This window comes from Pseudonocardia oceani, assembly GCF_019263585.2.
In the GTDB taxonomy this organism is placed as follows: Bacteria; Actinomycetota; Actinomycetes; order Mycobacteriales; family Pseudonocardiaceae; genus Pseudonocardia; species Pseudonocardia oceani.
The window spans coordinates 6,304,079-6,330,191 of record NZ_JADQDF010000001.1 but is presented as its reverse complement, the minus strand read 5'-3'; the positions used below and the strand labels follow the sequence as shown (position 1 = coordinate 6,330,191).

The window sequence follows — 26,113 nt, the reverse complement described above, 5'->3', positions numbered from 1 at the left end:
ACGTCCGGGTGATCAGGAGGTGGCGACGGGGTGACGGCCGGGTGTCCGGCCGTCCTAGATGATCACCCGTACGCGTGATCCATTCGGGCGAACCGCTCACCGATCACGCAGTGGATCTCCTGTCGCGCGCCCGTGACCTGGTCGATCATTGCCTTGCCGGGAGCCGGACCCACCACCGGCGGCAGGCCCCGCGCGTGATCGACGAGGAGGAGCGACGTCATGCCCGACCTGAAGAAGGGCGCCCGCATCACGGGCACCCAGCGCGACAAGCTCGCAGGCGACCTCAAGAAGAAGTACGAGAAGGGGGCGAGCATCCGCGCCCTCGCCGAGTCGACCGGCCGGTCCTACGGCTTCGTGCACCGCGTCCTGTCCGAGACCGGGGTGACGCTGCGCGGGCGCGGGGGAGCGACCCGGACGAAGAAGAAGTAGCCGTGGGCGGGAGGGCTACGGGCCAGTAGCCTTCCGGCATGACCCTCGCGGAACCCGATCTGCTGCAGCGCGGCGGGCTGACCCTGGACGTCGCCGGCGCCCGGGCCACCATCTCGCTGTCCCGTCCCGACTCGCTCAACGCGCAGACGCCCGACACCTGGGCGGCTCTGGCGGCGATCGGGGAGTCCCTGGGCGAGGAGGTGCGGGTCGTCGTCGTCCGCGGGGAGGGGCGCTCGTTCTCCGCGGGGCTGGACCGCAGCCTGTTCACGCCCACGCCCGAGCGGCCGGGGATCGCAGCGCTCGGCACCGTGCCCGAGGACGAGGCCGACCTCACCATCGCGGGCTACCAGGCCGGCTTCTCCTGGCTGCGCGATCCCGCCCGGGTCACCGTCGCCGCCGTGCAGGGCCACGCCATCGGCGGCGGCTTCCAGCTCGCGCTGGCCTGCGACCTGCGGGTCGTCGCCGACGACGTGCAGTTCTGCATGGCCGAGCCGAAGCTGGGCATCGTTCCCGACCTCGGCGGCACCTACCCGCTGGTCCGCGCCGTGGGGTACGCCCGCGCCGTCGAGATCTGCCTGACCGGCCGCCGCGTGGGCGCCACCGAGGCCGTGGAGCTGGGCCTCGCGCTGCGCGCGGTGCCCGCCGCCGAGCTCGACGCCGCCGTCGACGAGCTCGCCACCGCCCTGGTCTCGGCCCCGCCGAAGGCCGCCGCGGCAACCCTCGCCCTGCTCTCCGGCGTGGCCGACGGCCTCGACCCCGCCTCGGCACTGGCGGCGGAGCGGGCGGCGCAGGTGCGCAGGCTGCGGTCGCTGGCGGCCGGGACGGGCTGACGCGGCTCGCGACCGGGCCGGGTGATCGCTGCCGAGGGCGGCGTGCACCCGCGGTCCCCGTGCTCCCGCGGTCCCCGTGCACGGGCCGCAGCACCTGCGGCGCACCGGACGCTTCGCGGGTCCCTTTGCTCTGCACACCGATACGCACCACGCGACCCGGTGCGTGGGGGTAAGCAGAGCAAAGGAACCCTGGAGCGGCACACACCGGTCGGGTCGCGGGGGCGGGGCGGGGGAGGTAGGGAGTACAGCGAGGCCGCTGTGCGTCGAGGCCCCCGCAGCACGTACGTCAGGAGGTGGCCGTGGACCGGCCCGTGGGGATGATGAGCAAGGTGGCCGCCGGGGTCGACGCACCGCGGTCCGTCACGAAGGGCACGATCCCGCGCATCTGGCGCTTCGCCGCGCCCTACCGCCGCTGGCTGCTGGCGTTCCTGGCGCTCACCGTCGTCATAGCCACCATCGGCGTCGCGACGCCGGTGCTGGCCGGGCAGGTCGTCAACGCCATCGTCGGGGGCGGCACCGCGTCGGCCGCGGCGGCCACCGTCATCGGGCTGGCGGCGGGGATCGCGGCGCTGGCGATCCTCGAGGCGGTCACCGGGCTGGTGTCGCGCTGGTTCTCCTCCCGCATCGGCGAGGGCCTGATCGTCGACCTGCGCAAGGCCGTGTTCACCCACGTCCAGAAGATGCCGGTCGCGTTCTTCACCCGCACCCGCACCGGCGCGCTGGTCAGCCGGCTCAACAACGACGTCATCGGCGCGCAGTCGGCGATCACCTCGACGCTGGCCACGGTGCTGTCGAACTCGATCCAGCTCCTGCTCGCGCTCGGCGTCATGATCACCCTGGCCTGGCAGGTGACCCTGCTGGCCCTGATCCTGCTGCCGATCTTCGTGCTCCCCGCGCGCCGGATGGGGCGCACGATCGCCGACCTGCGCCGCGAGTCGGCCGACCTCAACGCCGGCATGAGCACGCAGATGACCGAGCGGTTCTCCGCGCCCGGCGCCACGCTCGTCAAGCTGTTCGGGCGGCCCGACGAGGAGGCCGCGGAGTTCGGCGCCACCGCCGAGCGCGTCCGCGACATCGGGGTGCGCACCGCGATGGTGTCGCGCGTGTTCGTCACCGCGCTCTCGCTGGTCTCCGCGCTGGCGCAGGCGCTGGTCTACGGCCTCGGCGGCTACCTGGCCGTCACCGGGCAGATCGAGCCCGGCACCGTCGTCACCCTCGCGCTGCTGCTCACGCGGCTCTACACGCCGATGACGGCCCTGGCCAACGCCCGCGTCGACGTCATGACCGCGCTCGTGTCGTTCGAGCGGGTCTTCGAGGTGCTCGACCTGCAGCCGATGATCCGCGAGCGGTCCGACCCCGTGCCGCTGCCGGCCGGGCCGGTCACGGTGGCGCTGCGCGACGTGCGCTTCGGCTACCCGGGCGCGGAGCAGGTGTCGCTGGCATCGCTCGAGGAGGTCGCGGTGCTCGACCGGCGCCCGAGCGAGGAGGTGCTGCACGGCGTCGACCTGGAGGTGGGCGGCGGGCAGCTGCTGGCGCTGGTCGGCTCGTCGGGCGCGGGGAAGTCGACGATCGCGTCGCTGGTGCCGCGGCTCTACGACGTCGACTCCGGGGCGGTGACGCTGTCGGGCGTCGACGTGCGCGACCTCGGCTTCGCCGACCTGCGCGGCGCCGTCGGCGTCGTCACCCAGGACGGGCACCTGTTCCACGACACCATCGGCGCCAACCTGCGCTACGCCAAGCCCGACGCGACCGACGCAGAGATCGTCGACGCGATGCGCCGCGCGCGCCTGGGCGAGGTCCTCGACGCCCTGCCCGACGGGCTGGACACCGTGGTGGGGGAGCGCGGCTACCGGCTCTCGGGCGGCGAGCGCCAGCGCCTGACGATCGCGCGGCTGCTGCTGGCCCGCCCGCGCGTGGTGATCCTGGACGAGGCCACGGCGCACCTGGACTCCGAGTCGGAGTCGGCGGTGCAGGAGGCGCTGGTCGAGGCGCTGGCCGGTCGCACGGCCATCGTCATCGCCCACCGGCTCTCGACGGTGCGCCGGGCCGACCGCATCGCGGTCGTCGAGCACGGGCGGATCGTGGAGAGCGGCACGCACGACGAGCTGATCGCCGCGGGCGGGCGCTACGCCGTGCTGCACCGGACGCAGTTCGCCCAGGACCGCGGGCCCGACGGCGTGCTCGTGCCCGACGGCGTCGAGTGCGGCATCGACGGCTGCACCGTGCGGCACAGCGAGGAGCACTACGTGAGCTGAGGGCTCCCTGTCCTGCTCTCAGTGGGGGCGCGCCGTACCGCCGCCTCCACGAGGTCCAGCACCGGCTCCAGGTCGTCGGCCGACAGACCCATCGCCAGGTGCGAGACCAGGCCCTCCATCACCAGCTCCAGGTACTGCGCGAGCACCGGCACCGGCACGTCGTCGCGCACCGAGCCCGTCCGGGCCAGGCGCTCCAGCCGGGCGCGGGTGGCGCGCGTCAGGGCGGCGGAGTGGGCGCTCCAGCGCTCGCGGAACTCCGGCTCGGTGCGCAGCCGCCGCGAGACCTCCAGGCGCGTGCCCAGCCAGCTGCGCTCGTCGACGGGGTCGTGCAGCAGGTTGCGCATGACCTGGACCAGCCCGTCCGCCGCCACGACGTCGGCCATGCGCTCGGCGTCCTGCTCGGCCAGGGCCAGGAACAGGGCGTCCTTGTCGCGGAAGTAGTGGAAGATCGCGCCCCGGGACAGGCCCGTGGACTGCTCCAGCCGCCGGACCGTGGCCCCCTCGTAGCCGTACCGCGCGAAGCAGGTGCGGGCCCCGTCGAGGATCTCCTGGCGACGCGCCGCGAGCTGGTCGGTGCTGACGCGGGGCATAGCGCCAGGCTATACCCAGGACGTACGTACGGCTTGGGATACGCGGTCCGGGCACGGGGACGTCATCGGGACGTTCCAGACGACCGGCTGCGGTCGGGGTGCTCGCGGGGTAGCGTCGGGCGGCGTGACCCAGAGCGTGTCCTCCGGAATCGACGGGGCGCCCGACCCCGAGCGGGCCGCGCCGGACGCCGGGCCGTCGGTGCTGCACGACTGCGCCGACGCCCAGGCCTACGTCGCGTCGGTCTGCTTCAAGCACGGCCCGCCGCGGCTCATCGGCGTGGAGCTCGAGTGGCTCGTGCAGCGGACGACGGTCCCCGACGCCCCGGTCGACCTCGCCACGCTGACCGCTGCACTCGGCCCGCACGCCCCCACCACGCTGGACCCCGCCTCACCCGCCCGGCCGCTCCCGGCCGGATCCACGATCACCGTCGAACCCGGCGGCCAGGCCGAGCTGGCCAGCCCGCCGTTCGCGGACCTCGGGCAGCTGCTCGACGCGGTCCGCTCCGACGGCGCCGAGCTCCTGGGCCGCCTCGCCGCCCACGGCGTCCTCCCGCACCCCCGCGCCGCCGACCCCGTGCGCCCGCCCCGCCGGCTGCTGCAGCTCCCGCGCTACCGCGCGATGGAGGAGTCGTTCGACCGCACCGGCCCCTACGGCCGCAGCGCGATGTGCTCCACGGCCGCCGTGCAGGTCTGCGTCGACACCGGCGAGGGCGCCGCCGTCGCCCGCCGCTGGGCCGCCGTGCACGCCGTCGGCCCGGTGCTGCTGGCCGCGTTCGCCAACTCCCCGGTGCTGCACGGGCGCCGCACCGGCTGGAAGTCCTCGCGCTGGGCCGCGTGGCTGGCCTGCGACCCCGCCCGCACCGCGCCGCCGCCGCTGCGCGACACCGATCCCGACGTCGACCCGGCCCCGGCCTGGGCGCGGCGGGTGCTGCACACGCCGCTGCTGTGCGGCCGCGGCGAGGGCAGCCGCTGGCCCGTGCCCCGCGGCCTCACGTTCGCCGACTGGCTGGACGGCGCGCTGCCGACCCGCCCCACCACCGCCGACCTCGACTACCACGTCTCCACGCTGTTCCCGCCGGTGCGGGCGCACGGGTTCCTGGAGATCCGCTACGTCGATGCCCAGGCCGGCGACGGGTGGGCGCTGCCGACGGCGGTGCTCGCCGCGGTGCTGTCCGACGACGCCGCCGTCGACCGCGTCCTGGAGGTCTGCGCCCCGGCCCGCGGCCGTTGGGTCTCCGGCGCCCGCCACGGGTTGGACGACCGCGTGCTCGCGCGCGCCGCCGCGGCCGTCTTCGCGCTGGCCGCCGACCGCCTGCCCGGTCTCGGCGCTCCCGCATGGGTGCGCGACGCCCTCGCCGACATGATCGAGAGCCGGGTGCTGCGCGGCCGCTGCCCCGCCGACGACCCGGCGCCCGGCGACCGCGGTGCCGTCGTCACCCCGCACCTCGAACCGGCGATCCCGGAAGGAGAGCTCGCATGACCACGACCGTCCCCGGCACGCCCGGCGCCGAGAACACCGAGAGCCCGGAGGCCCTTCGCACGCGCGTGGCCGACCTGCTCGCGGCGTCGCGGGCCCGCAGCACCGCGCTCACCGAGGCCGTCGACGAGGCCGACCTCGTCGCCCAGCACTCGCCGCTCATGTCGCCGCTGGTCTGGGACCTCGCGCACATCGGCAGCCAGGAGGAGCTCTGGCTGGTCCGCGACGTCGGCGGCCGCGAGCCGCTGCGCCCCGAGATCGACGGCATGTACGACGCCTTCCAGCACTCGCGCTCCAGCCGGGTCGCGCTGCCACTGCTCTCGCCCGCCGAGGCCCGCGCGTACGTGGCGCAGGTGCGGGACAAGGCCCTCGACGCGCTGGGCCGCAGCTCCCTGCGCGGGCGCCGCCTGGAGGAGCACGGGTTCGCCTTCGGGATGATCGTGCAGCACGAGCAGCAGCACGACGAGACCATGCTGGCCACCCACCAGCTCCGCGCGGGCGCCCCCGTCCTGCACGCGCCGGCCCCGCCGCCCGGCGCGCCGCTGCCCGTCGCCGAGGTCCTGGTGCCCGGCGGCCCGTTCGAGATGGGCACGTCGGTGGAGCCGTGGGCGCTGGACAACGAGCGTCCCTCGCACACGGTCGACGTGCCGGCGTTCGTCATCGACACCGCGCCGGTCACCAACGCCGCCTACGCCGCGTTCGTCGACGCCGGCGGCTACGACGACCCGCGCTGGTGGACCGGCGCGGGCTGGCGCCACCGCGTCGACGCCGGGCTGGTCGCGCCGCAGTTCTGGGAGCGCGACGGCTCGGGCACGTGGTACCGCCGCCGCTTCGGCGTGCTCGCCCCGCTCGTCGACGAGGAGCCGGTGGTCCACGTCTGCTTCCACGAGGCGCAGGCCTACGCCGCCTGGGTGGGCAGGCGCCTGCCCACCGAGGCCGAGTGGGAGAAGGCCGCCCGGTTCGACCCGGCCACCGGCCGCTCGCGCCGCTACCCCTGGGGCGACGACGAGCCGACGCCCGAGCACGCCAACCTCGGCCAGCGCCACCTGCAGCCCGCCCCGGTCGGCGCCTACCCGAAGGGGGCGTCGCCGCTGGGGGTGCACCAGCTCGTCGGCGACGTGTGGGAGTGGCTCGACAGCGGGTTCCACCCCTACCCGGGCTACGAGACGTTCCCGTACCCGGAGTACTCCGAGGTGTTCTTCGGCGGCGACTACCGGATGCTGCGCGGCGGCTCGTTCGGCACCGACCCGTCGGCGTTGCGCGCGACGTTCCGCAACTGGGACCACCCGGTCCGCCGGCAGATCTTCTCCGGCTTCCGGTGCGCCCGTGACGCCGACGCCCGTGACGCCGACTGCCGCGACACCGACTCCCGGGACCACTAGGGGTGTGCCGCCACCTGGCCTACGTCGGACCGCCGGTGACGCTGTCGTCGCCGGTGCTCGACGCGCCGCACTCGCTGCGCCACCAGTCCTACGCCCCGACCGACATGCGCGGCGGGGGCACGGTGAACGTCGACGGCTTCGGGGCGGGCTGGTACCCGGACGCCGACGGCGCCGGTCCCGGTGACGCCCTGCGCTACCGCACGGCGTCGCCGATCTGGTCGGACGCCTCCTTCGCCGCCCTGGCCGCCACCGTCCGCACGCCCGCGCTGCTCGCCGCCGTCCGCTCGGCCACCACGGGCATGCCCGTGACCCCGAGCGCCAACGCGCCCTTCGTCGACGGGCCGTGGCTGTTCAGCCACAACGGGCGGGTGTCCGGGTGGCCGGGCTCCGTGGCCGACCTCGCGGGCGGCCTGCCCGTGACCGACCTGCTCACCCTCGACGCCCCCACCGACGCCGCGCTGCTGTGGGCGCTGGTGCGCCGGCGGCTGCGCGCGGGTGACGACCCGACCGCGGTGCTGGCCGACGTCGTGCGCTCGGTGGCCGCGGCCGCGCCGGAGTCGCGGCTGAACCTCCTGCTCACCGACGGCGCGACGATCTGGGCCACCGCCTGGTCGCACGCGCTGTCGCTGCGGGTCGACGGGGAGTCGGCGCTCGTCGCCTCCGAGCCCGTCGACCAGCACCCCTCCTGGACCGAGGTGCCCGACCGGCACCTGGTGGTGGCCCGCCCGGGTCACCACCGCACGGAACCGCTTCTGACGACAACGGGAGTCCGATGAGCCCGCACGCCCTGCTCGACATCCACCTCACCGAAGGAGACGCCGACCGAGCCCTGCGCTCCGACGTGCGGACCGGCCTGACGGCCGAGCCGAAGACGCTGCCGCCCAAGTGGTTCTACGACGCGCGGGGCAGCGCGCTGTTCGAGGACATCACCGCGCTGCCCGAGTACTACCCGACGCGGACGGAGGCGGTCCTGCTGGCGCGCAGCGTCGACGAGATCGCGGTGGCCTCGGGGGCCGAGACGCTGGTGGAGCTGGGGTCGGGGTCGTCGTCGAAGACGCGGCTGCTGCTCGACGCGTTCGGCCGGACCGGGACGTTGCGGCGCTACGTGCCCCAGGACGTCAGCGAGTCGGCGCTGCGGCTCGCGATGGACGCGCTCGCCGTCGAGTACCCCGACCTGGAGCTGCACGGCGTCGTCGGCGACTTCACGCGGCACCTCGACCGGCTGCCGCGTGAGGGCCGGCGGATGGTCGCGTTCCTGGGAGGCACGATCGGCAACCTCACCCGCGACGAGCGCTACGCGTTCCTGCGCCAGCTCCGCGCCGTCCTGGAGCCGGGGGAGCAGCTGCTGCTGGGCACCGGCCTGGTCGTCGACGAGTCGGTGATGGTGCCCGCCTACGACGACGCCGCCGGGGTCACCGCGGAGTTCAACCGCAACGTCCTGCACGTGCTCAACCGGGAGCTGCGGGCCGACTTCGACGTCGAGGCGTTCGCGCACCGGGCGCTGTGGGATGCGGAGAACAGCTGGATCGAGATGCGGCTCGTGGCGCAGCGGGCGATGATCGTGCACGTCGCCGAGCTCGACCTCACCGTCGAGTTCGCGGCGGGGGAGGAGATGCGCACCGAGATCTCCACGAAGTTCCGGCCCGACGGCGTCGCCGAGGCGCTGGAGGAGTGCGGCTTCCGGGTGGCGCGGACCTGGACCGACCCGGACGACCGGTTCGCCCTGACCCTGGGCACCGCCTGCTAGACCGGGTTCCTGGACCGGGCCGGACCGGACGGGGCAGGATCGGGCGGGTGAGCACCGACTGGCGCGAAGACGGCGTCCGGGTCATCCCGCCCGACGCCCTGGACGCGAACACCCCGCAGACCCCCGGCATGCACCGGGCCGCCGCCGTGACGCACGCCCGGGCCGGTGCGGAGAAGCTGTGGGCCGGCACCGTCACCATCCACCCCGGCGCCCGCACCGGCGCGCACCACCACGGTGAGCTCGAGAGCGTCATCTACGTGGTGCGCGGCCGGGCGCGGATGCGCTGGGGCGCGCGGCTGGAGTTCGTGGCCGAGGCGGGGCCGGGCGGGTTCATCTTCGTGCCGCCGTGGGTGCCGCACCAGGAGATCAACGCCCTCGACGACGAGCCGCTCGAGTGCGTCCTGACCCGCAGCGGGCAGGACCCGGTCGTGGTGAACCTCGACGTCGAGGGCGTGGCCGACCCGGAGCACGTGCCCTGGGTCGATCCCGGTCACCCGGCGCCCCCGGCCGTCAGCTGACGGGCGCCGGCGCGGCGTGGTCGGGCAGCTCGATCCCGTCGGACTTCGCGAACTGGCGCTCCAGCAGCACCCGCACGGGCCAGCGGGTGGCCGCCCGCATCGTGAACGCGCCCAGGGCGATCGCGGCGCGCCCGCGGGCCGCGAACCCGTCGACGCCGCCGGGCGGCAGCTGCTGGGCCCGGTCGACGTAGGGCCGCAGGACCCGCTCGTACCGCTCGAACGCGGCGCGGTGGTCGTCGGCCGCGGCGAGCTCGCCGGCCAGCACGTGCGCGCCGACCAGCGCCAGGTTGGTGCCGAGCCCCGTGAGCGACGTCGGGCAGTACCCGGCGTCGCCCAGCAGCACCACGCGTCCGCGCGACCAGCGGGCCAGCCGCACCTGCGCCATCTCCTCGACGGCCAGGTCGGGTGCGGCGCGCATCGCCTCGACCAGCCAGTCGGCCTTCCACCCGGCACCGGCGAACCGCGCCGCGAACACCTCGGCCCAGACGGCGGTGTCGCGCCGCACGGCGTCCTGCGGCCCGGAGCGGAAGGCCAGCGCCGCCTTCGTCTCACCCGGCAGGCGCCCGGGGCGCAACGACGCCACGAGCCCGCCGGGGGCGTTGTGCACGAGGTACCAGCCGTCGAGGTCGGGCGCGGCCGGGGCGGTGAACCAGGCGGTGTGGCAGCCCAGCGGGTGCAGGCCCGCGTCGCCGAAGGCCAGCGAGCGGACGGCGGAGTGCACCCCGTCGGCGCCGACCACGAGCCCGAAGCGCCGCGGAGGTCGACGGCCTGGCCGCCGCCACGCGGCGCCGCGTCTCGCTCGACGACGGTGACGGTGTGGCCCTGGGCGCGTAGCTGCCGGGCGAGGGCCGGACCGGCGATGCCGCCGCCGGAGACGAGGATGTCGGTGGTGTGCGTGCGGCATAACGTACGTCGTACACAGACGCGAGGCAAATATTAATCCACAGCTCAGCGCGCTAACCGTACTAGTGCACTGGCCCCGGGGGACGGCCTGGTGTACTAGTACGGGGGTGGCGGAGGGTGGGGGCGGGTCGGCGCGGGTGGCGGGCGACCTGCGGCGGCGGATAGCGGCCGGGGAGCTGGCGCCGGGGGAGCGGGTGCCCTCGACGCGGGCCATCACACGGGAGTGGGGCGTCGCGATCGCCACCGCGTCGCGGGCGCTGGCGGCGCTGCGGGCCGAGGGCCTGGTGCGGGTGGTGCCCGGGGTGGGGACGGTCGTGGCCGAGCCGGTCGGGCGGGTGCCCGAGCCGGCGCCCGCCGCGCCCCCTGCGGCCGGTCCCCGCCGGACGGTGCCCTCCCGGACGGGGCCTTCCCGGACGGTGCCTTCCCGGACGGGGCCTGCCCGGGCGGTGCCCGAGGAGGCGCTCGGGCCGGACCGGATCGTGGCGGCGGCGATGGACGTCGCCGACGCCGAGGGGCTCGCCGGGCTGTCGATGCGCCGGATCGCGACGGCGCTGGGCGTCGCCCCGATGGCGCTCTACCGTCACGTCAGTGACAAGGACGACCTCGTCGTGCGGATGCTCGACGCGGCGATGGGGGAGTGGCGCGCGCCCGTCGACGTCGCCGGGGGCTGGCGCCCGCGCCTCGACGGGGGCGTGCGCGCGCTGTGGGCGGCGTTCCGGCGGCACCCGTGGATGGCGCAGGCGCTGTCGGTGACGCGGCCGCAGGCGATCCCGGCGGGCATGGCGTACTCGGAGTGGGTGCTCGCGACCCTGGACGGGCAGAGGGTGGAAGCCGTCGAGGCGTTCGACATCCACCTCACGCTGATCAACTACGTGCGGGGCGCGGCGGCGGTGCTGGAGCCCGAGCGCGACGCGGAGGCGGCCAGCGGCCTGGACAACGAGGCCTGGCTGGCCGAGCAGGAGCCCGGGCTGGCCGCGCTGGTGGGGTCGGGGCGCTTCCCGCTGCTGCAGCGGATGGTGACGACCGACTACGACCTCGACGTCGACGCCCTGTTCGAGCGCGGCCTGCTCCTGCTGCTCGACGGGCTGGCGGTGCAGTTCGACCGGATCGCCGACGCCTCGCGCACGGCCGCCCCGCCGTGGGCCCGCTGACCGGGCACCCACCGGCGCTCGTCAGCCCAGCGCGGCCTGCACCAGCAGCGCCAGCGCTCCGGCGGCGGCCAGGGTCACGACCGCGGGGCGGGTCCAGCCCCGGTCGAGCAGCGGGCGCGCCGGCCCGGACAGCGCGAAGCCCGCGAGCATCGGCACGACCAGCAGCCCGCCGGCAAGCAGGTCGGCGCCGTCGACCTGCCCGCCGACCGCCAGTGCGGCGATCGAGAGCAGGGTGCCCGCGGTGAAGTAGGCGGCCAGCGTCGAGCGCACGCGCGGCCCGGTGTCGCCCTGGTAGAGCAGCGCCACCGGCGGCCCGCCGATCGACGACGCCGTGCCGCCGGCCCCGGACACCAGGCCCGCGACCAGCAGCGCGGGCACCGTCGGGCGGAGCCGCCAGCGGACGACCGACAGCGCCGCGCACACCAGCACCGTCAGCCCGACGGCCGCGACGAACAGCCGCGGCGGGAACGTCGACACCGCGAGCACCCCCAGGCCGATGCCGGGCAGGCGCCCCAGCAGGGCCCAGCCGACCCCGCGCCAGTCGGTGTCGCCGTACTCCCGGCGCAGGGTCAGCAGCGCGTGCACCGCGGTGATCATCAGCAGCGGCACGGGCACCAGCGCGGGGTCGAGGATCGCGAGCAGGGGAGCGGCGACCAGGGCGAGGCCGAAGCCCACCGTGCCCTGGACCAGCGCCCCCACGGCCACCACCAGTCCCGCCACGACGATCAGCACCCGCCGACCGTAGCCGCCTCCGACCCCCTCTGACGTCAATGAAACGTTGACGCCTTCGAAACGGCAATGAAACAACGACATCGAACCGCCGCCGGGGCGCCGGAGCGTGCGGCCCTCGCCGCCGGAACGCAAGCGGCCGCCGCTCCCGGTGGGGAGCGGCGGCCGTCAGCAGGGCCCGTGGATCACGGGGGAGGGGGCGCTAGCTGCGCAGCATCCCCCGCAGGACGTACTGCAGGATCCCGCCGTTGCGGTAGTAGTCCGCCTCGCCGGGGGTGTCGATCCGGACCACGGCGTCGAACTCGACGGTCGACTCGTCGGCCTTCGTCGCGGTGACGGCGACCGTGCGCGGCGTGGAGCCGTCGTTCAGCGCGGTGATGCCCGCGATGTCGAAGGTCTCCGTGCCGTCCAGGCCCAGCGACGACGCCGACTCGCCCGCCGGGAACTGCAGCGGGATGACGCCCATGCCGATCAGGTTCGAGCGGTGGATGCGCTCGAAGGACTCCACGATCACGGCCTTGACGCCGAGCAGCGCGGTGCCCTTGGCGGCCCAGTCGCGCGAGCTGCCCGAGCCGTACTCCTTGCCGCCCAGGACCACAAGCGGCGTGCCGGCGGCGGCGTAGTTCTGCGCGGCGTCGTAGATGAACGCCTGCGGGGCGTCGTCCTGGGTGAAGTCGCGGGTGTAGCCGCCGCTGACGTCGTCGAGCAGCTGGTTCTTCAGCCGGATGTTCGCGAACGTGCCGCGGATCATCACCTCGTGGTTGCCGCGGCGGGAGCCGAAGGAGTTGAAGTCCTTCTTCTCGACGCCGTGCTCGGTGAGGTACTCGGCCGCCGGAGTGCCGGGCTTGATCGCGCCGGCGGGGGAGATGTGGTCGGTCGTGACCGAGTCGCCCAGCAGGGCCAGCACCCGTGCCCCGGAGATGTCCGAGACGGGCGACGGGTCGGGCGACATGCCCTCGAAGTACGGGGGCTTGCGCACGTAGGTCGACTGCGGGTCCCAGTCGAAGGTCTTGCCCTCCGGCGTGGGCAGGCCCTTCCAGCGCTCGTCGCCCGCGAAGACGTCGGCGTAGTCCTTGGTGAACATCTCCTGGCTGATCGAGGAGTCGATCGTGTTCTGCACGTCCTTGGCCGAGGGCCAGATGTCGCGCAGGAACACCTCGGTGCCGTCGGTCGCGGTGCCCAGGGGCTGGTTCTCGAAGTCGAAGTCCATCGTGCCCGCGAGCGCGTACGCGATGACCAGCGGCGGCGAGGCCAGGTAGTTCATCTTGACGTCGGGGTTGATGCGGCCCTCGAAGTTGCGGTTGCCCGAGAGCACCGAGACGACGGACAGGTCGGCCTCGTTGACCGCGGCGGAGATCTCGTCCGACAGCGGACCGGAGTTGCCGATGCAGGTGGTGCAGCCGTAGCCGACCAGGTGGTAGCCGAGCTTCTCGAGGTAGGGCCAGAGACCGGCCTTCTCGTAGTAGTCGGTGACGACCTTGGACCCCGGCGCCATCGACGTCTTGACCCACGGCTTGACGGTGAGCCCCCGGTCGACGGCGTTCTTCGCGAGCAGCGCCGCGCCGAGCATCACCGAGGGGTTCGAGGTGTTCGTGCACGACGTGATCGAGGCGATCACGACGGCGCCGTGGTCGATCTCGAACGACGCGCCGCTCGCGGTCGTCACGCGCGTCGGCCGGCTGGCGCGGCCGTGTGCACCGGAGGCGGCGGAGAACGGGTCGCGCGGCTTGCCTGCGTCGCCGTTGCCGTGCGCGCTCGGGCTCGCCGGGTCGCTCGCCGGGAAGGTCTCCTCCACCGACTCGTCGACGCTGGAGCCGGAGCTCGCGGCGTCGTCGGGGTCGTCCTGGTCCGGGGCGCCGGCGTAGTCGCCGAGCACGGAGCGGAACGCCTCCTTCGACTGCGAGAGCGCGATGCGGTCCTGCGGGCGCTTGGGGCCGGCGATCGAGGGGACGACCGTCGACAGGTCGAGCTCGAGGGTCTCGGAGAACACGGGCTCGCGCGACGGGTCGTGCCACATGCCCTGCTCGCGGGCGTAGGACTCGGTGAGCTCGAGCAGCGAAGCCGGGCGTCCGGTCAGCTTCATGTACCGGATGGTCTCGTCGTCGATCGGGAAGATCGCGGCGGTGGAGCCGAACTCCGGGCTCATGTTGCCGATGGTGGCGCGGTTGGCCAGCGGCACCGCGCCGACGCCCTCGCCGTAGAACTCCACGAACTTGCCGACGACGCCGTGGCGCCGCAGCATCTCGGTGATCGTCAGCACGACGTCGGTGGCGGTGGCGCCGGCCGGGATCTCGCCGGTGAGCTTGAAGCCCACGACCTTCGGGATGAGCATCGAGACGGGCTGGCCGAGCATGGCCGCCTCGGCCTCGATGCCGCCGACGCCCCAGCCCAGCACGCCCAGGCCGTTGACCATGGTGGTGTGCGAGTCGGTGCCGACGAGGGTGTCGGGGTAGGCCTGCCCGTTGCGGGTCATGACCACGCGCGCGAGGTGCTCGATGTTGACCTGGTGCACGATCCCGGTGCCCGGGGGGACGACCTTGAACTCGTCGAAGGCGCCCTGACCCCAGCGCAGGAACTGGTAGCGCTCCTTGTTGCGGGAGTACTCGAAGTCGACGTTGCGCTCGAACGCGTCGGGCGAGCCGAAGACGTCGATGATCACCGAGTGGTCGATGACCAGCTCGGCGGGCGCGAGCGGGTTGACCTTCGCCGGGTCGCCGCCCAGCTCGGTGACGGCCTCGCGCATGGTGGCGAGGTCGACGACGCACGGCACGCCGGTGAAGTCCTGCATGATCACGCGGGCGGGCGTGAACTGGATCTCGGTGTCGGGCTCCGCGGACGGGTCCCATCCGGCGAGCGCGCGGATGTGGTCGGCGGTGACGTTCGCGCCGTCCTCGGTGCGGAGCAGGTTCTCCAGCAGCACCTTCAGGCTGAACGGGAGGCGCTCGGCGCCCTCGACGGCCGAGAGCCGGAAGATCTCGTGCTCGGCCCCGCCGGCCTGGATGGTCCCTCTCGCTCCGAAGCTGTCGGTCGTGGCCACGTGGTGTCCTCCTGCGGTGGTGGGCGCGGGTTCCTGGGAGTCTCGCCTACCGCGCACCGGCCGTTGGGCGAGACCCCTCTCACCACTAAACAGTACGCTTGTCCTGTTAGAACGTCAGCGTGAGGGGCCCCTCCTTCGGTGGAGATCGCGCCGCGCCCGCGCGTGGCGCCCCGCCTGCGCGCGCCGGGGGTGACAGAGTTCCGCCGTTCGTCCCGGGATGATCAAGGAAGGGCTGGCGGGTGCGCAGATCCGTGCGGGTGGTCGTGCTGCTGCTGCTCCTCGCCCTGCTGGGGGGCACGGCGCCGGCGTTCGCGCAGGAGCCCCCGCCGCCGCCGAACCCCAGCGACGATCAGCTGGGCCAGAGCCGGCAGGAGGTGCGCGACCGCGCCGGGGAGGTCGGGGAGCTCACCAACCGCCTCGCCGAGCTCGACGCGCGCACCGACGACCTGCAGGCGGAGCTGGCCGGGCAGCGCGAGAACGCCGAGGCCGCCCTCGTCGACCTGGAGGCCGCGCAGGGAGCCGCCGCCGAGGCGGGGGAGCGTGCCGAGGCCGCCCGCGTCGCGACCGACGCCGCCACCGTCGCCATCGACCAGGCCCGGTCCCGGCTCGACGACTTCGTCACCGCCACCTACCAGGAGGGCCTCGACACCGGTCCGCTCGGCCTGCTGACCTCGTCGCAGACGCCCGAGGAGCTCGTCGCCCGCGCCGAGTTCACCGACCTGCTCGCCCGCGCCCAGCTCGCCGCGCAGGACGGGCTCGAGCGCGCCCGCGTCGACAAGGCCAATGCCGACTCCACCGCCCGCGCCCTGCTCGAGGAGGCGCAGGCCCGCGAGGCCGAGGCCGCCCGGGCCAAGGACAGCGCCGACGCCGCGTACGCCGCGGCCGACGCCGCCGCCCGCGCCCAGGCCGAGCAGCTCGCCGCCGTGCAGACCGAGCGCGCCCAGGTCCAGAGCAGGCTCGACGCCGCCGAGGCCTCCGACGCCGGGCTGCGCGACCAGCGCGCCCGCTACGACGACTGGCAGCGCGTCCTCGCCGAGCAGGAGGCCTCCCGCCAGCGGGCCGAGCGCGACGCCGCGTCGGCCCGGGACGCCGCCGTCGGCCCGGCTCCGCGGGCCGGGGCCGGCAGCGCGCAGCGCGTCATCGACCGCGCGATGTCGCAGCTCGGCGTGCAGTACGTGTGGGGCGGGGGCAACGGCCGCGGCGCCACCACCGGCATCCCCGGTCCCGCGGGCGACCCCGGTGACCGCGTCGGTTTCGACTGCTCCGGGCTCATGCTCTACGCCTTCAACGGCGCCGGCGTGTCGCTGCCGCGGGTGAGCCGCAACCAGTTCAACGCCGGCCGCAAGGTCCCGATCTCCGACCTGCAGCCCGGTGACATGGTGTTCTTCCGGAAGGGCGGCGCGCCGATCCACCACGTCGCCATGTACATCGGCGACGGACGGATGATCGAGGCGCCCTACACCGGCGCGGACGTCCGGATCGTGCCGCTGCGCCGCAAGGACCTGGTGCCGCAGGCGACCCGGGTCCTGTAGGAGCGGGACCGGAGTACTGGCGGGACTGCAGTGGTCAGGACTGCACCGGCACCGGGATGCGCGGGTTCTCCCACAGCATCCACGGGCGCCGGCCGGCCTGGTAGGCCGCCTCGAGCATGCTGCGCTCCTTCGCGGTGTCGGCCGACTGCCAGAACCCGCGGTGGCGGTGGGCGGTCATCCGCCCCTCCCGCGCGAGCGGCGTGCAGGCGTCGGCGATGAGGTCCCCGCCCTCGGGCAGGTAGTCGAAGATCTCCGGGCGCAGCACGAAGTAGCCGCCGTTCTCCCACAGCGGCATCTCCTGCAGCGGGCTGATCGCGGTGATGCGGTCGTCCTCGCCGATCCCGACGCAGTGGAACGCGGGCTGCGGCGGCACGGCGAGCAGGCGGCCGACGGCGTCGGAGGCGGCGAAGTCGTCGACCATCGCGTCGAGGTCGAGGTCGGTGAGGACGTCGGCGTAGTTGGCCAGGAACATCTCCTCGCCCTCCACGTGCTCACGGACCCGGCGCAGGCGCTCCCCGATCGGGGAGTCCAGACCCGTGTGGGCGAACGTGATCGTCCAGTCCTGGATGTCGGACCCGAGGAGCTCGACCTGCCCGCCGTGGAGCACGAAGTCGTTCGACGCGGTCTCGGAGTAGTGCAGGAAGTAGTCCTTGATGTGCTCGGCCCCGTAGCCCATGCACAGCACGAACTCGGTGTGGCCGAAGTGCGCGTAGTAGCGCATGACGTGCCAGATCAGGGGGCGCGGGCCGACGCGGTGCATCGGCTTGGGCAGGTCGGACACGCCGTCGCGCATGCGCATCCCGTACCCGCCGCAGAACAGGACGACCTTCATCCGGGGGAACCTCCTGTACGTCGGTGTCTCCTGTCCCCGCAACGAGGCACCACCCATTCAGGTGACGGTCCGTGTCCGTCCGGCTACGGGAAGGGGGGTTCACCGCCCTCTCACGGACCGTGCGGTGAGATGGCGGGGTGACCGTCGCCGACTCCGCCCCCGCCAGCCCCGCGCACGAGGGCGAGCGCCTCGAGCGCGTCGTCCTCGAGATCAAGCGGGTGATCGTCGGGCAGGACCGGCTCGTCGAGCGGATGCTCGTCGGGCTGCTGGCCAAGGGGCACCTGCTGCTCGAGGGCGTGCCCGGCGTCGCGAAGACCCTGGCGGTCGAGACCGTCGCGAAGGTCGTCGGGGGCACGTTCTCCCGGCTGCAGTTCACCCCCGACCTGGTGCCCGCCGACATCCTCGGCACCCGGATCTACCGCCAGGGCCGCGAGGAGTTCGACGTCGAGCTCGGGCCGGTCGTGGCCAACTTCGTGCTCGCCGACGAGATCAACCGCGCTCCGGCGAAGGTGCAGTCGGCGATGCTCGAGGTGATGGCCGAGCGGCACCTGTCGATCGGCGGAAAGACGTTCCCGATGCCCGACCCGTTCCTCGTGCTCGCCACCCAGAACCCGATCGAGAACGAGGGCGTCTACCCGCTGCCCGAGGCACAGCGCGACCGCTTCCTGTTCAAGCTGATCGTGGAGTACCCGGGCGTCGAGGAGGAGCGCGAGATCGTCTACCGGATGGGCGCCGAGCCCCCGGTCGCGCAGCAGATCATCGACCCGGCCGAGCTGGTGCGCCTGCAGAAGGTCGCCACGCAGGTGTTCGTCCACCACGCGCTCGTCGACTACGTGGTGCGGCTCGTCGTCGCCACCCGCACGCCCGCCGAGCACGGCCTGTCCGACATCGCCGGCTGGGTGTCCTACGGCGCCTCGCCGCGCGCCACGCTGGGGATCGTCGCCGCCGCTCGGGCGCTGGCGCTGCTGCGCGGGCGCGACTACGTGCTCCCGCAGGACGTCCTCGACGTCGCCCCGGACGTGCTGCGCCACCGCCTCGTCCTGTCCTACGACGCCGTGGCCGACCAGGTGCCGATGGATCACATCATCTCGCGCGTGCTGGCCACCGTGCCGCTGCCGCAGGTCAGCGCCCGCCCGGCCCAGCAGTACACGCCCGCGTGAGCTCTCCCGCCGCGCGCCGGGTCCCCACCGCCCCTCCCTCGTTCCGGGACGGGCGGATGGAGGCGTCGCTGCGCCAGCTCGAGCTCGCGGTGCGCGGGCGCCTCGACGGGCTGCTGCAGGGCAACCACCTCGGGCTGGTGCCCGGGCCGGGCAGCGAGCCGGGGGAGGCACGGACCTACCAGCCCGGCGACGACGTGCGCCGCATGGACTGGGCCGTCACCGCCCGCACCACGCAGCCGCACGTGCGCGAGACCGTCGCCGACCGGGAGCTGGAGACCTGGGTCGTGCTCGACCTCTCGCCCAGCCTCGACTTCGGCACCGCGGCGTGCGAGAAGCGTGACCTCGCGATCGCCGCGCTGGCCGCCGTCACCCACCTCACGCGCGGGGGCGGGAACCGGATCGGCGTGCTGGCCGCCACCGGCGAGTCGGTGGTGCGCATCCCGGCCCGCGGCGGCGTCGCGCACGCCCGCGGGATGCTGCGGCGGGTCGCGGGGATCCCGCGCACGGCCGAGGGCACGCGCGGTGACCTGGCGGCGGCGATCGAGCAGCTGCGCCGGCCCCCGCGCCGGCGCGGCCTGGCCGTCGTCATCTCCGACTTCCTCGGCGAGCCCGACTGGGAGCGGGCCCTGCGCGCGCTGTCGACGCGACACGACCTGCTCGCCGTGGAGGTGCTCGACCCCCGCGAGCTGGAGCTGCCCGACGTCGGCACGGTCGTGCTGGCCGACCCGGAGAGCGGTCGCCAGCGCGAGGTCACGACCACGCCGCTGCTGTGCCGGGAGTTCGCCGCCGCGGCCGCGGCGCACCGCGACAGCGTGGCCGCGACCCTGCGCCGCTGCGGGGCCGCGCACCTGACGCTGCGCACCGACTCCGATTGGATCGCCGACGTCGTGCGGTTCGCCCTCGCCCGCAAGCGGGCCTGGTCGGGCGGGGGGCGCTGAATGTTCTCCGCTCCGTGGTGGCTGCTGCTGCTGCTCGTGGTCGCCGTGCTCGCCGCGGGGTACGTCGTCCTGCTGCGCCGGCGCCGCCGGGACGTCGTGCGCTTCACCAACCTGGAGCTGCTCGACCGCGTCGCCCCGCACCGCCCGGGCTGGTACCGGCACCTGCCGGCCGCGGCGCTGATCACCGCGCTGGCCGTGCTGACGATCGCGCTGGCCGGGCCGCAGGCCGAGGCGCGCGTGCCGCGCAACCGGGCCACGGTCGTCCTGGTGATCGACGTGTCGCTGTCGATGCAGGCCACCGACGTCGAGCCGAGCCGGCTCGCCGCCGCGCAGTCGGCGGCCAAGGATTTCGCCGACCAGCTGACGCCCGGGGTCAACCTCGGGCTGGTGGCGTTCGCCGGCACCGCGGCCGTGCTCGTCTCGCCGACCGTCGAGCGCGACCCGGTGAAGCGGGCGATCGACGGGCTGCGGCTCTCGGAGTCGACGGCCACCGGCGAGGCGATCTTCGCGGCGATGCAGTCGGTCGAGACGTTCTCCCAGGCCATCGCGGGCACCGGCGAGGAGGGGCCGCCGCCGGCCCGGATCGTGCTGATGAGCGACGGCAAGCAGACCGTGCCCGACTCGGGCAACGGCCCGCCGGAGGAGGAGCCGCGCGGCTCGTTCACCGCCGCCCGCTCCGCCGCGGAGGCGGGCATCCCGGTCTCGGGCATCTCGTTCGGCACCCGCTTCGGCACGATCGAGCTGGAGCCGGGGGAGTCGACGTCGGTGGCGGTCGACGACGCCTCGATGCGCACGATCGCCGAGCTGTCGGGAGGCCAGTTCTTCACCGCGGCCAGCGAGGACGAGCTCCGGCAGGTCTACGACGAGCTCGGCGAGCAGATCGGGTACGAGGTGCGCCGGGTCGACACCAGCCGGCCGTGGCTGGCCGGCGGGGTGCTGCTGCTGGTCGTCGGGGTCGGGGCGGGTCTGGTGCTGGGGCGCCGGCTGCCGTAGGGGTCAGGGCCGGGCCGCGGACGTGACCAGCCGCCGCACCGCCCCGACGTCCCCGTCGACCGCCAGCGTCCCGGCCTCCATCGCCGCGTCGAAGGCGTCGGGGCCGTCGGTCAGGCCGTCGAGGTCGTCGCCGGTGACCACCGCGTCCGGGGCCTGCGCCGCCGCGCCCCGCGCGAGTTCGCGCAGCTCCCCGTCGACGACGACCACGCGGTAGGCCTCGCGCGCCGTGCGCACCTCCACCACGGCGTCCCAGCCGGGCGTGCGGGCGAAGAAGGTGCGCAGGCCCAGCAGCACCGAGTCGGCGCTGACGGTGCCGGTGCGGGGGGTCGGTGACGCCATGCCCCAGGCGGCGAGCGCGCGGAACACCGGCTCCAGCCCGGCGCCCCACGGCGTGAGGGCGTAGGCGGGGCCCCGCTGCTCCAGGACGCCCGCGCCGACCAGGTCGCGCAGCCGCTGCGACAGCACGCTCGGCCCGATCCCGGGCAGCGCGGCGGCGAGGTCGCTGTAGCGGCGCGGGCCCAGCCGCAGCTCGCGCACGACGAGCAGCGACCACCGGTCGCCCACGGCGTCGAGGGCGTGGGCGACGGGGCAGCTCTGGCCGTAGGTGCGCACGCCGCTCTCCTTGTACGAAAATCGTAGTGGCTGCTACGGTCATCGTAGCCGACGGAGGAGGAGCAGGTCGTGCCGATCACCCGGATCCGGGCCGCGGGCGCCGAGCTGTGCGTGGAGTCCCTGGGGTCACCGCAGGACCCGGCGGTGCTGCTCATCGCCGGCGCGGCGTCGTCGATGGACTGGTGGGAGGACGGGTTCTGCGCGCGGCTCGTCGCGGGCGGTCGGCACGTCGTGCGCTACGACCACCGCGACACCGGCGGCTCGACGCAGTGGACCGCGGGGCAGCCCGGCTACACCGGCGCCGACCTGGGCGCCGACGCGCTCGCCGTGCTCGACGGGCTGGGGATCGCACGGGCGCACGTCGTCGGCGTCTCGATGGGCGGGGGCATCGCGCAGGAGCTCGCGATCGACCACGCCGACCGGGTCGCCACGCTCACGCTGCTCTCGACCACCGCGGTCGGCCCGGCACCGCCCGACCGGCCGGTGCCGCCGCCGATGCGCGCGGACGTGGCGCGGTCGTTCGCCGAGCCCCCGCCCGGCCCGGACTGGTCCGACCCCGACGCCGCCGTCGCCGCCTTCGTGGAGGGCGAGCGCCTGCTCCGGGGCACCCTGGCGTTCGACGAGGAGCGCGTGCGCGCCATCGCGACCCGGGTCGTCGCCCGCACCCCGGACGTCGCGGCGAGCATGACCAACCACTGGATCGTCGACCAGGGCGAGCCGCGCCGCACGGGCGTCGCGGCGATCACCGCGCCGACGCTGGTGCTGCACGGCACCGAGGACCCGCTGTTCCCGCCGGCGCACGGCCGGGCACTGGCCGCGGAGGTCCCGGGGGCGCGGCTGGTCGAGCTGCCCGGCGTCGGGCACCAGGTGCCCCCGCCGCCGGTGTGGGACGTCGTGATCACCGAGATCCTGGGGCACACGTCCCGTTAGGGTGTCGCCCGTGTCGAGAACAGTGCTGGTGACCGGAGGAAACCGCGGGATCGGGCTGGCGATCGCGCAGGCGTTCGTCGAGCAGGGCGACCGGGTGGCGGTGACGCACCGCAGTCCGGTCGAGGACCTGCCCGAGGGCCTGTTCCCCGTGCAGTGCGATGTCACCGACGCCGCGGCCGTCGACGCCGCGTTCACCGCGGTGGAGGCCGAGCTCGGCCCCGTCGAGGTGCTGGTGTCCAACGCCGGCATCACCGACGACGGCCTGCTGATGAGGATGAGCGAGGACTCCTTCACCAAGGTCGTCGACGCCAACCTCACCGCCGCCTACCGCGTCGCCAAGCGCGCCACCCGCGCGATGCTCAAGGCCCGCGCCGGGCGGATGATCTTCGTCTCCAGCGTCGTCGGGCTGACGGGGTCGGCCGGGCAGGTCAACTACGCGGCGTCGAAGTCCGGGCTGGTCGGGCTGGCCCGCTCGGTGGCCCGGGAGCTGGGCTCGCGCGGAATCACCGCCAATGTCGTCGCGCCGGGGTTCGTCGACACCGACATGACCCGCGCCCTGCCCGACGCCCGCCGCACCGAGATCCTCAGGCAGGTGCCGCTGGGACGCTACGCCAGCGTCGAGGAGGTGGCGTCGGTCGTCACCTGGCTCGGGTCGCCGGGGGCCGCGTACGTGACCGGCGCCGTCATCCCGGTCGACGGCGGACTGGGAATGGGGCACTAGCGTAGCGAGCATGGGTCTTCTCGAGGGCAAGAAGCTGCTCGTCACCGGCGTGATCACCGATGCCTCGCTCGCGTTCCACGCCGCCAAGGTGGCGCAGGAGCAGGGGGCCGAGGTGGTCCTCACCGGGTTCGGCCGGATGCGGCTCGTCGAGCGGATCGCGCAGCGGCTGCCGAAGCCGGCGCCGGTCGTGGAGCTCGACGTGTCCGACCAGTCGCAGCTCGACTCCCTGGTCGACCGCCTGGCCGAGCACACCGACCGCCTCGACGGCGTCCTGCACTCGATCGGCTTCGCGCCCGCGTCCTGCCTGGGCGAGGGCGCGTTCCTGAAGGCCCCGTGGGAGGACGTCGCCACGACCATCCAGGTCAGCGCGTACTCGTTCAAGTCGCTCGCGGTGGCGGCGCTGCCGCTGATGGGCCCGGGCGGCTCGATCGTGGGCATGGACTTCGACAACCGCCAGGCCTGGCCCGCCTACGACTGGATGGGCGTGGCGAAGTCGACGCTGGAGTCGGTCACCCGCTACCTCGCCCGCGACCTCGGCCCGCAGGGGATCCGCGTCAACCTCGTCGCCGCCGGCCCGGTGAAGACGATGGCCGCGAAGTCCATCCCCGGCTTCGCCGCGTTCGAGGACGCCTGGGACGGGCGCGCACCGCTGGGCTGGGACGTCACCGACCCGGTGCCGGTGGCCAAGACGGTGTGCGCGGTGCTGAGCGACTGGCTGCCGGTCACCACCGGCTCGATGGTGATGGCCGACGGCGGGTTCCACGCGATCGGCGTCTGAGCGGGCAACGCCTGCTCCCGCTGCTGCGCGGCCAGCCAGCGGGCCGCGCGGCGGGCCGAGGCCCGCGACAGCCAGGCGTCCTGCACGACCTCGGCGAGCTGGTCCTGCACCGGCGCCCGCTTGTCCTCCTCGTCCGGCACCCACAGGACGACGACGTCGGTGAGCCGCTCGCCGGTGGTGTCGTCGACGGCGTCCGGCCGGGGCGTGCGGAAGAACACGAACGACTTCCCGCTCACCTGGTAGACGGCTTTGCCGCCGGGGCCGCGGGCCACCGTGACGTGCGGCACCGCCGCGGCGAGGTCGTGCACGTCCTGCTCCCGCGCCGCCACCATGACGCGCAGTGTGCCCGGTGCGGTGGCACGATCGGCAGGTGCCCGGATGTGTCGACGCCCTGCTCGTCCTGTCCTTCGGCGGCCCCGAGGGCCCCGACGAGGTCCGCCCCTTCCTGGAGAACGTGACCCGCGGGCGCGGCATCCCGCCGGAGCGGCTCGACGCCGTCGAGGAGCACTACCAGCACTTCGGCGGCGTCTCGCCGATCAACGCGCGCAACCGCGAGCTGATCGACGCCGTCCGCTCGCGCACCGACCTGCCGGTGTACTTCGGCAACCGCAACTGGCACCCGATGGTCGAGGACACCGTCGCCGAGATGGCCCGCGACGGGGTGGGGCGCGCGCTCGTGTTCGCCACCAGCGCCTACGGCGGCTACTCGGCCTGCCGGCAGTACCACGAGGACATCGCCAGGGCCCGTGAGGCGGTGGGGGAGGCTGCGCCGGAGCTGGTGAAGCTGCGGCACTTCTTCGACCACCCCGAGTTCGTCGCCGCCAACGCCGACGCCGTGCGCGCGGTCCGCGGACGCGCGGGGGAGGGGGCGCGGCTGGTGTTCACCGCGCACTCGGTGCCCTCGTCGGCAGACGCGTCGGCGGGCCCGCCCGAGGAGGGCGGCCACCGGTACTCGACGCAGGTCACCGAGGCCGCGCGGCTCGTCGCCGGCGAGCTGGGGGAGGCGGAGTTCGACGTCGTGTGGCAGTCCCGCTCGGGCCCGCCGCGCATCCCGTGGCTGGAGCCCGACATCGTCGACCACATCGACGCGCTGCACGCCGCGGGCGTCCCGGGCGTCGTCGTCGCGCCGATCGGGTTCGTCTCCGACCACGTCGAGGTCATCTGGGACCTCGACACCGAGGCCGCGGAGCGGGCCGCCGAGCTCGGCATGGGCTTCGCCCGCGCCGCCACGGCCGGACCCGACCCGCGGTTCGCCGACATGGTCGTCGAGCTCGTCGACGAGCACCGCCACGACCGCGCACCCCGTGCGCTGGGCGAGGTGCCGCGCGCGGGGTGCGGGGTCAACGGGACGCTGTGCACCCCTGCGTGCTGCGAGCCGCCGCAGCGGCCGGCGCGGCCGGCCCAGCCCGGGTCGGCCCAGTCCGGGTCGGCCCAGTCCGGGTCGGCCCAGCCCGGGCCGGCTCAGCCGGAGTAGAACCCGACCGTCCGCTCCGCCGCGGCGCGCGCGGCCGCGGGGTCGTCGCCCGCCGCGATCGCGGCCTCGCCCCACTCCCGCCCGGCCGTGGCCATGAACGCGCGGCCCTCGTCGGTGGAGGTGAACGCGGCCTCGTCGACGGTCGAGGACGGGTCGGCGAGGTGGCGCTCCAGCCCGAGCAGCCCGAGGTCCCAGCCGATGCCGGCGGCGGCCGGGCCGAACTCGGCCCAGCGCACGTCGTCGACGTGGGCGAGGTGCTCCAGGGTGAACCGGGTGCGCTCGGCGCCCTCGGGCTCCAGGCGCACGGTGATCCAGCTGACCTCGTCGCCCATCTCCCAGGTCGCGGCGAAGCCGTGCGGTGCCTCGCAGCGCTCGACGACACCGCCGGCGTTGCCCTCGAGCTGGTAGCGCCCGCCCGGGCGCAACTCGCCGGTGACGGGCAGGAACCAGCGGGCGATGCGCTCGGGCGTGGTGCAGGCGTCCCAGAGGTCGGCCTGGTCGGTCGGGTACGTGCGGCTGATCGTGAGGACGCGGGCCTCGCCCGCCTCCAGCGTGCGGCGCCCGGCGGTGCGGGCAACGGTGCTGATCTCGTGGGTCACGTCGGTCATGGGGGCTCCTGCCGGGATGTGCGACGCCCGCGGGCCACCTCGGTGGCCAGCGCGTCGAGTCGGGGTGTCCAGGTGCGTCGGAAGTGGTCGAGCCACGCGTCGACCTCCCGCAGCGGCTCCGCGCGGACGCGGTAGAGCCGGCGGGTGCCCTCGGGGCGAACGATGGCGAACCCGTTGTCCCGCAGCACCTTCAGGTGCTGCGACACCGCGGGCTGGGAGATCCCGAACTCCGCGCGGATCGTCTCCGTGACCGCGCCGGAGCTCAGCTCGCCGGCGGCGAGCAGCTCCAGGATCCGGCGGCGGACCGGGTCCCCGAGGACGTCGAACGCGTGCACGGTGCGACTTTAACGGCTATGGCTCATATAAGTCCAGGCTTCTTTTATGTGGCTCTGCGTGCCCGTGCGCTGCGGCGTTCGGCTACGGCGACGGGCCGTTCGGAGTACGGGAGGGCCACTCGGTACCCTCCGGCTCAACCGACCTCCAGGAG

General features: G+C 74.5%; 26 protein-coding genes. 17 read left to right on the top strand and 9 right to left on the bottom strand.

Going from position 1 to position 26,113, the window contains the following annotated elements; translation table 11 throughout:
• Nucleotides 1-62: 62 nt before the first annotated feature.
• Nucleotides 63-221 (bottom strand): hypothetical protein, encoded by a 159-nt coding sequence (locus I4I82_RS31740; RefSeq protein ID WP_218592571.1) that lies wholly within the window; start codon nucleotides 219-221, stop codon nucleotides 63-65.
• Between I4I82_RS31740 and I4I82_RS31735 the strand changes: the two genes are divergently transcribed.
• The 3 genes from I4I82_RS31735 to I4I82_RS31725 all read left to right on the top strand — a co-directional run bounded on the left by I4I82_RS31735 (nucleotide 220) and on the right by I4I82_RS31725 (nucleotide 3,514).
• On the top strand, nucleotides 220-429 hold the full coding sequence (locus tag I4I82_RS31735; RefSeq protein WP_141276274.1) for a helix-turn-helix domain-containing protein: 210 nt from the start codon (nucleotides 220-222) through the stop codon (nucleotides 427-429). The two genes, I4I82_RS31740 and I4I82_RS31735, sit on opposite strands and share 2 nt — an antisense overlap.
• A gap of 38 nt (nucleotides 430-467) precedes the next feature.
• Entirely contained in the window at nucleotides 468-1,259 is a 792-nt protein-coding gene (locus I4I82_RS31730; protein WP_218592570.1) for an enoyl-CoA hydratase/isomerase family protein, read from the top strand.
• A gap of 320 nt (nucleotides 1,260-1,579) precedes the next feature.
• Nucleotides 1,580-3,514 carry an ABC transporter ATP-binding protein gene (locus I4I82_RS31725; RefSeq protein ID WP_218592576.1) on the top strand — a complete coding sequence of 645 codons (1,935 nt, stop codon included), beginning with the start codon at nucleotides 1,580-1,582 and terminating at the stop codon, nucleotides 3,512-3,514.
• On the opposite strand, the gene I4I82_RS31720 is transcribed toward I4I82_RS31725, so the two are convergent.
• Nucleotides 3,502-4,104: a TetR/AcrR family transcriptional regulator gene (locus I4I82_RS31720; protein ID WP_218592569.1), complete on the bottom strand. Its 603-nt coding sequence runs from the start codon at nucleotides 4,102-4,104 to the stop codon at nucleotides 3,502-3,504. The two genes, I4I82_RS31725 and I4I82_RS31720, sit on opposite strands and share 13 nt — an antisense overlap.
• Nucleotides 4,105-4,228: 124 nt before the next feature.
• On the opposite strand from I4I82_RS31720, the gene egtA reads away from it, so the two are divergent.
• Genes egtA through I4I82_RS31695 form a run of 5 tightly spaced genes read left to right on the top strand, consistent with a single transcriptional unit; the run spans nucleotide 4,229 to nucleotide 9,228 of the window.
• Nucleotides 4,229-5,584, top strand: coding sequence for an ergothioneine biosynthesis glutamate--cysteine ligase EgtA (gene egtA, locus I4I82_RS31715; protein ID WP_226370365.1), 1,356 nt, complete (start codon nucleotides 4,229-4,231; stop codon nucleotides 5,582-5,584).
• Nucleotides 5,581-6,963 carry an ergothioneine biosynthesis protein EgtB gene (gene egtB / locus I4I82_RS31710; protein ID WP_218594019.1) on the top strand — a complete coding sequence of 461 codons (1,383 nt, stop codon included), beginning with the start codon at nucleotides 5,581-5,583 and terminating at the stop codon, nucleotides 6,961-6,963. The genes egtA and egtB overlap by 4 nt, the downstream gene beginning before the upstream one ends.
• Before the next feature lie 2 nt (nucleotides 6,964-6,965).
• A complete protein-coding gene (gene egtC, locus I4I82_RS31705) occupies nucleotides 6,966-7,739 on the top strand; it encodes an ergothioneine biosynthesis protein EgtC (RefSeq protein WP_218594018.1) in 774 nt (257 codons plus the stop codon).
• Nucleotides 7,736-8,710, top strand: a complete 975-nt coding sequence (gene egtD, locus I4I82_RS31700) for an L-histidine N(alpha)-methyltransferase (RefSeq protein ID WP_218594017.1) — start codon at nucleotides 7,736-7,738, stop codon at nucleotides 8,708-8,710. Before egtC ends, egtD begins: the two co-directional genes overlap by 4 nt.
• A gap of 47 nt (nucleotides 8,711-8,757) precedes the next feature.
• Complete coding sequence (locus tag I4I82_RS31695) at nucleotides 8,758-9,228, top strand: cupin domain-containing protein (protein WP_226370364.1); 471 nt, start codon at nucleotides 8,758-8,760, stop codon at nucleotides 9,226-9,228.
• Here the strand turns inward: I4I82_RS31695 and I4I82_RS31690 are convergent.
• The gene (locus I4I82_RS31690) at nucleotides 9,221-9,967 is read right to left on the bottom strand and encodes an FAD-dependent monooxygenase (protein WP_218594016.1); all 747 of its coding nucleotides are present in this window, start codon (nucleotides 9,965-9,967) and stop codon (nucleotides 9,221-9,223) included. The genes I4I82_RS31695 and I4I82_RS31690 overlap by 8 nt on opposite strands.
• A gap of 271 nt (nucleotides 9,968-10,238) precedes the next feature.
• Between I4I82_RS31690 and I4I82_RS31685 the strand changes: the two genes are divergently transcribed.
• Complete coding sequence (locus I4I82_RS31685; RefSeq protein WP_218596338.1) at nucleotides 10,239-11,282, top strand: TetR/AcrR family transcriptional regulator C-terminal domain-containing protein; 1,044 nt, start codon at nucleotides 10,239-10,241, stop codon at nucleotides 11,280-11,282.
• Between the two features lie 21 nt (nucleotides 11,283-11,303).
• Here I4I82_RS31685 and I4I82_RS31680 read toward each other — a convergent pair whose 3' ends face one another.
• Nucleotides 11,304-12,014 carry a sulfite exporter TauE/SafE family protein gene (locus I4I82_RS31680; protein ID WP_226370363.1) on the bottom strand — a complete coding sequence of 237 codons (711 nt, stop codon included), beginning with the start codon at nucleotides 12,012-12,014 and terminating at the stop codon, nucleotides 11,304-11,306.
• A gap of 199 nt (nucleotides 12,015-12,213) precedes the next feature.
• Complete coding sequence (locus I4I82_RS31675; RefSeq protein WP_218591132.1) at nucleotides 12,214-15,048, bottom strand: aconitate hydratase; 2,835 nt, start codon at nucleotides 15,046-15,048, stop codon at nucleotides 12,214-12,216.
• A gap of 239 nt (nucleotides 15,049-15,287) precedes the next feature.
• Between I4I82_RS31675 and I4I82_RS31670 the strand changes: the two genes are divergently transcribed.
• Nucleotides 15,288-16,580: a C40 family peptidase gene (locus I4I82_RS31670; protein ID WP_218591133.1), complete on the top strand. Its 1,293-nt coding sequence runs from the start codon at nucleotides 15,288-15,290 to the stop codon at nucleotides 16,578-16,580.
• 34 nt (nucleotides 16,581-16,614) lie between these two features.
• Here the strand turns inward: I4I82_RS31670 and I4I82_RS31665 are convergent, their stop codons facing one another.
• On the bottom strand, nucleotides 16,615-17,412 hold the full coding sequence (locus tag I4I82_RS31665; RefSeq protein ID WP_218591134.1) for a sugar phosphate nucleotidyltransferase: 798 nt from the start codon (nucleotides 17,410-17,412) through the stop codon (nucleotides 16,615-16,617).
• Between the two features lie 137 nt (nucleotides 17,413-17,549).
• Here I4I82_RS31665 and I4I82_RS31660 point away from each other — a divergent pair, with 137 nt between their 5' ends.
• Genes I4I82_RS31660 through I4I82_RS31650 form a run of 3 tightly spaced genes read left to right on the top strand, consistent with a single transcriptional unit; the run spans nucleotide 17,550 to nucleotide 20,503 of the window.
• On the top strand, nucleotides 17,550-18,572 hold the full coding sequence (locus tag I4I82_RS31660) for an AAA family ATPase (protein ID WP_218591135.1): 1,023 nt from the start codon (nucleotides 17,550-17,552) through the stop codon (nucleotides 18,570-18,572).
• 56 nt (nucleotides 18,573-18,628) lie between these two features.
• Nucleotides 18,629-19,510, top strand: a complete 882-nt coding sequence (locus I4I82_RS31655) for a DUF58 domain-containing protein (protein WP_218591145.1) — start codon at nucleotides 18,629-18,631, stop codon at nucleotides 19,508-19,510.
• Complete coding sequence (locus I4I82_RS31650; protein ID WP_218591136.1) at nucleotides 19,511-20,503, top strand: VWA domain-containing protein; 993 nt, start codon at nucleotides 19,511-19,513, stop codon at nucleotides 20,501-20,503.
• 3 nt (nucleotides 20,504-20,506) lie between these two features.
• On the opposite strand, the gene I4I82_RS31645 is transcribed toward I4I82_RS31650, so the two are convergent.
• Entirely contained in the window at nucleotides 20,507-21,115 is a 609-nt protein-coding gene (locus tag I4I82_RS31645; RefSeq protein WP_218591137.1) for a winged helix-turn-helix transcriptional regulator, read from the bottom strand.
• A gap of 69 nt (nucleotides 21,116-21,184) precedes the next feature.
• Here I4I82_RS31645 and I4I82_RS31640 point away from each other — a divergent pair, with 69 nt between their 5' ends.
• The 4 genes from I4I82_RS31640 (at nucleotide 21,185) to I4I82_RS31625 (ending at nucleotide 25,018) form a co-directional block, all read left to right on the top strand.
• A complete protein-coding gene (locus tag I4I82_RS31640) occupies nucleotides 21,185-22,045 on the top strand; it encodes an alpha/beta fold hydrolase (protein WP_226370362.1) in 861 nt (286 codons plus the stop codon).
• A gap of 10 nt (nucleotides 22,046-22,055) precedes the next feature.
• Entirely contained in the window at nucleotides 22,056-22,766 is a 711-nt protein-coding gene (gene fabG / locus I4I82_RS31635; protein ID WP_218591138.1) for a 3-oxoacyl-ACP reductase FabG, read from the top strand.
• Between the two features lie 10 nt (nucleotides 22,767-22,776).
• Nucleotides 22,777-23,544, top strand: a complete 768-nt coding sequence (gene fabI, locus I4I82_RS31630; protein WP_218591139.1) for an enoyl-ACP reductase FabI — start codon at nucleotides 22,777-22,779, stop codon at nucleotides 23,542-23,544.
• A 370-nt stretch (nucleotides 23,545-23,914) separates the two neighbouring features.
• Nucleotides 23,915-25,018 (top strand): ferrochelatase, encoded by a 1,104-nt coding sequence (locus I4I82_RS31625; RefSeq protein WP_218591140.1) that lies wholly within the window; start codon nucleotides 23,915-23,917, stop codon nucleotides 25,016-25,018.
• On the opposite strand, the gene I4I82_RS31620 is transcribed toward I4I82_RS31625, so the two are convergent.
• Together I4I82_RS31620 and I4I82_RS31615 are read right to left on the bottom strand one after the other, a co-directional pair.
• Nucleotides 25,006-25,626, bottom strand: a complete 621-nt coding sequence (locus tag I4I82_RS31620; RefSeq protein WP_218591141.1) for an SRPBCC family protein — start codon at nucleotides 25,624-25,626, stop codon at nucleotides 25,006-25,008. The genes I4I82_RS31625 and I4I82_RS31620 overlap by 13 nt on opposite strands.
• A complete protein-coding gene (locus tag I4I82_RS31615) occupies nucleotides 25,623-25,961 on the bottom strand; it encodes an ArsR/SmtB family transcription factor (protein ID WP_218591142.1) in 339 nt (112 codons plus the stop codon). Before I4I82_RS31615 ends, I4I82_RS31620 begins: the two co-directional genes overlap by 4 nt.
• Nucleotides 25,962-26,113 lie beyond the last annotated feature (152 nt).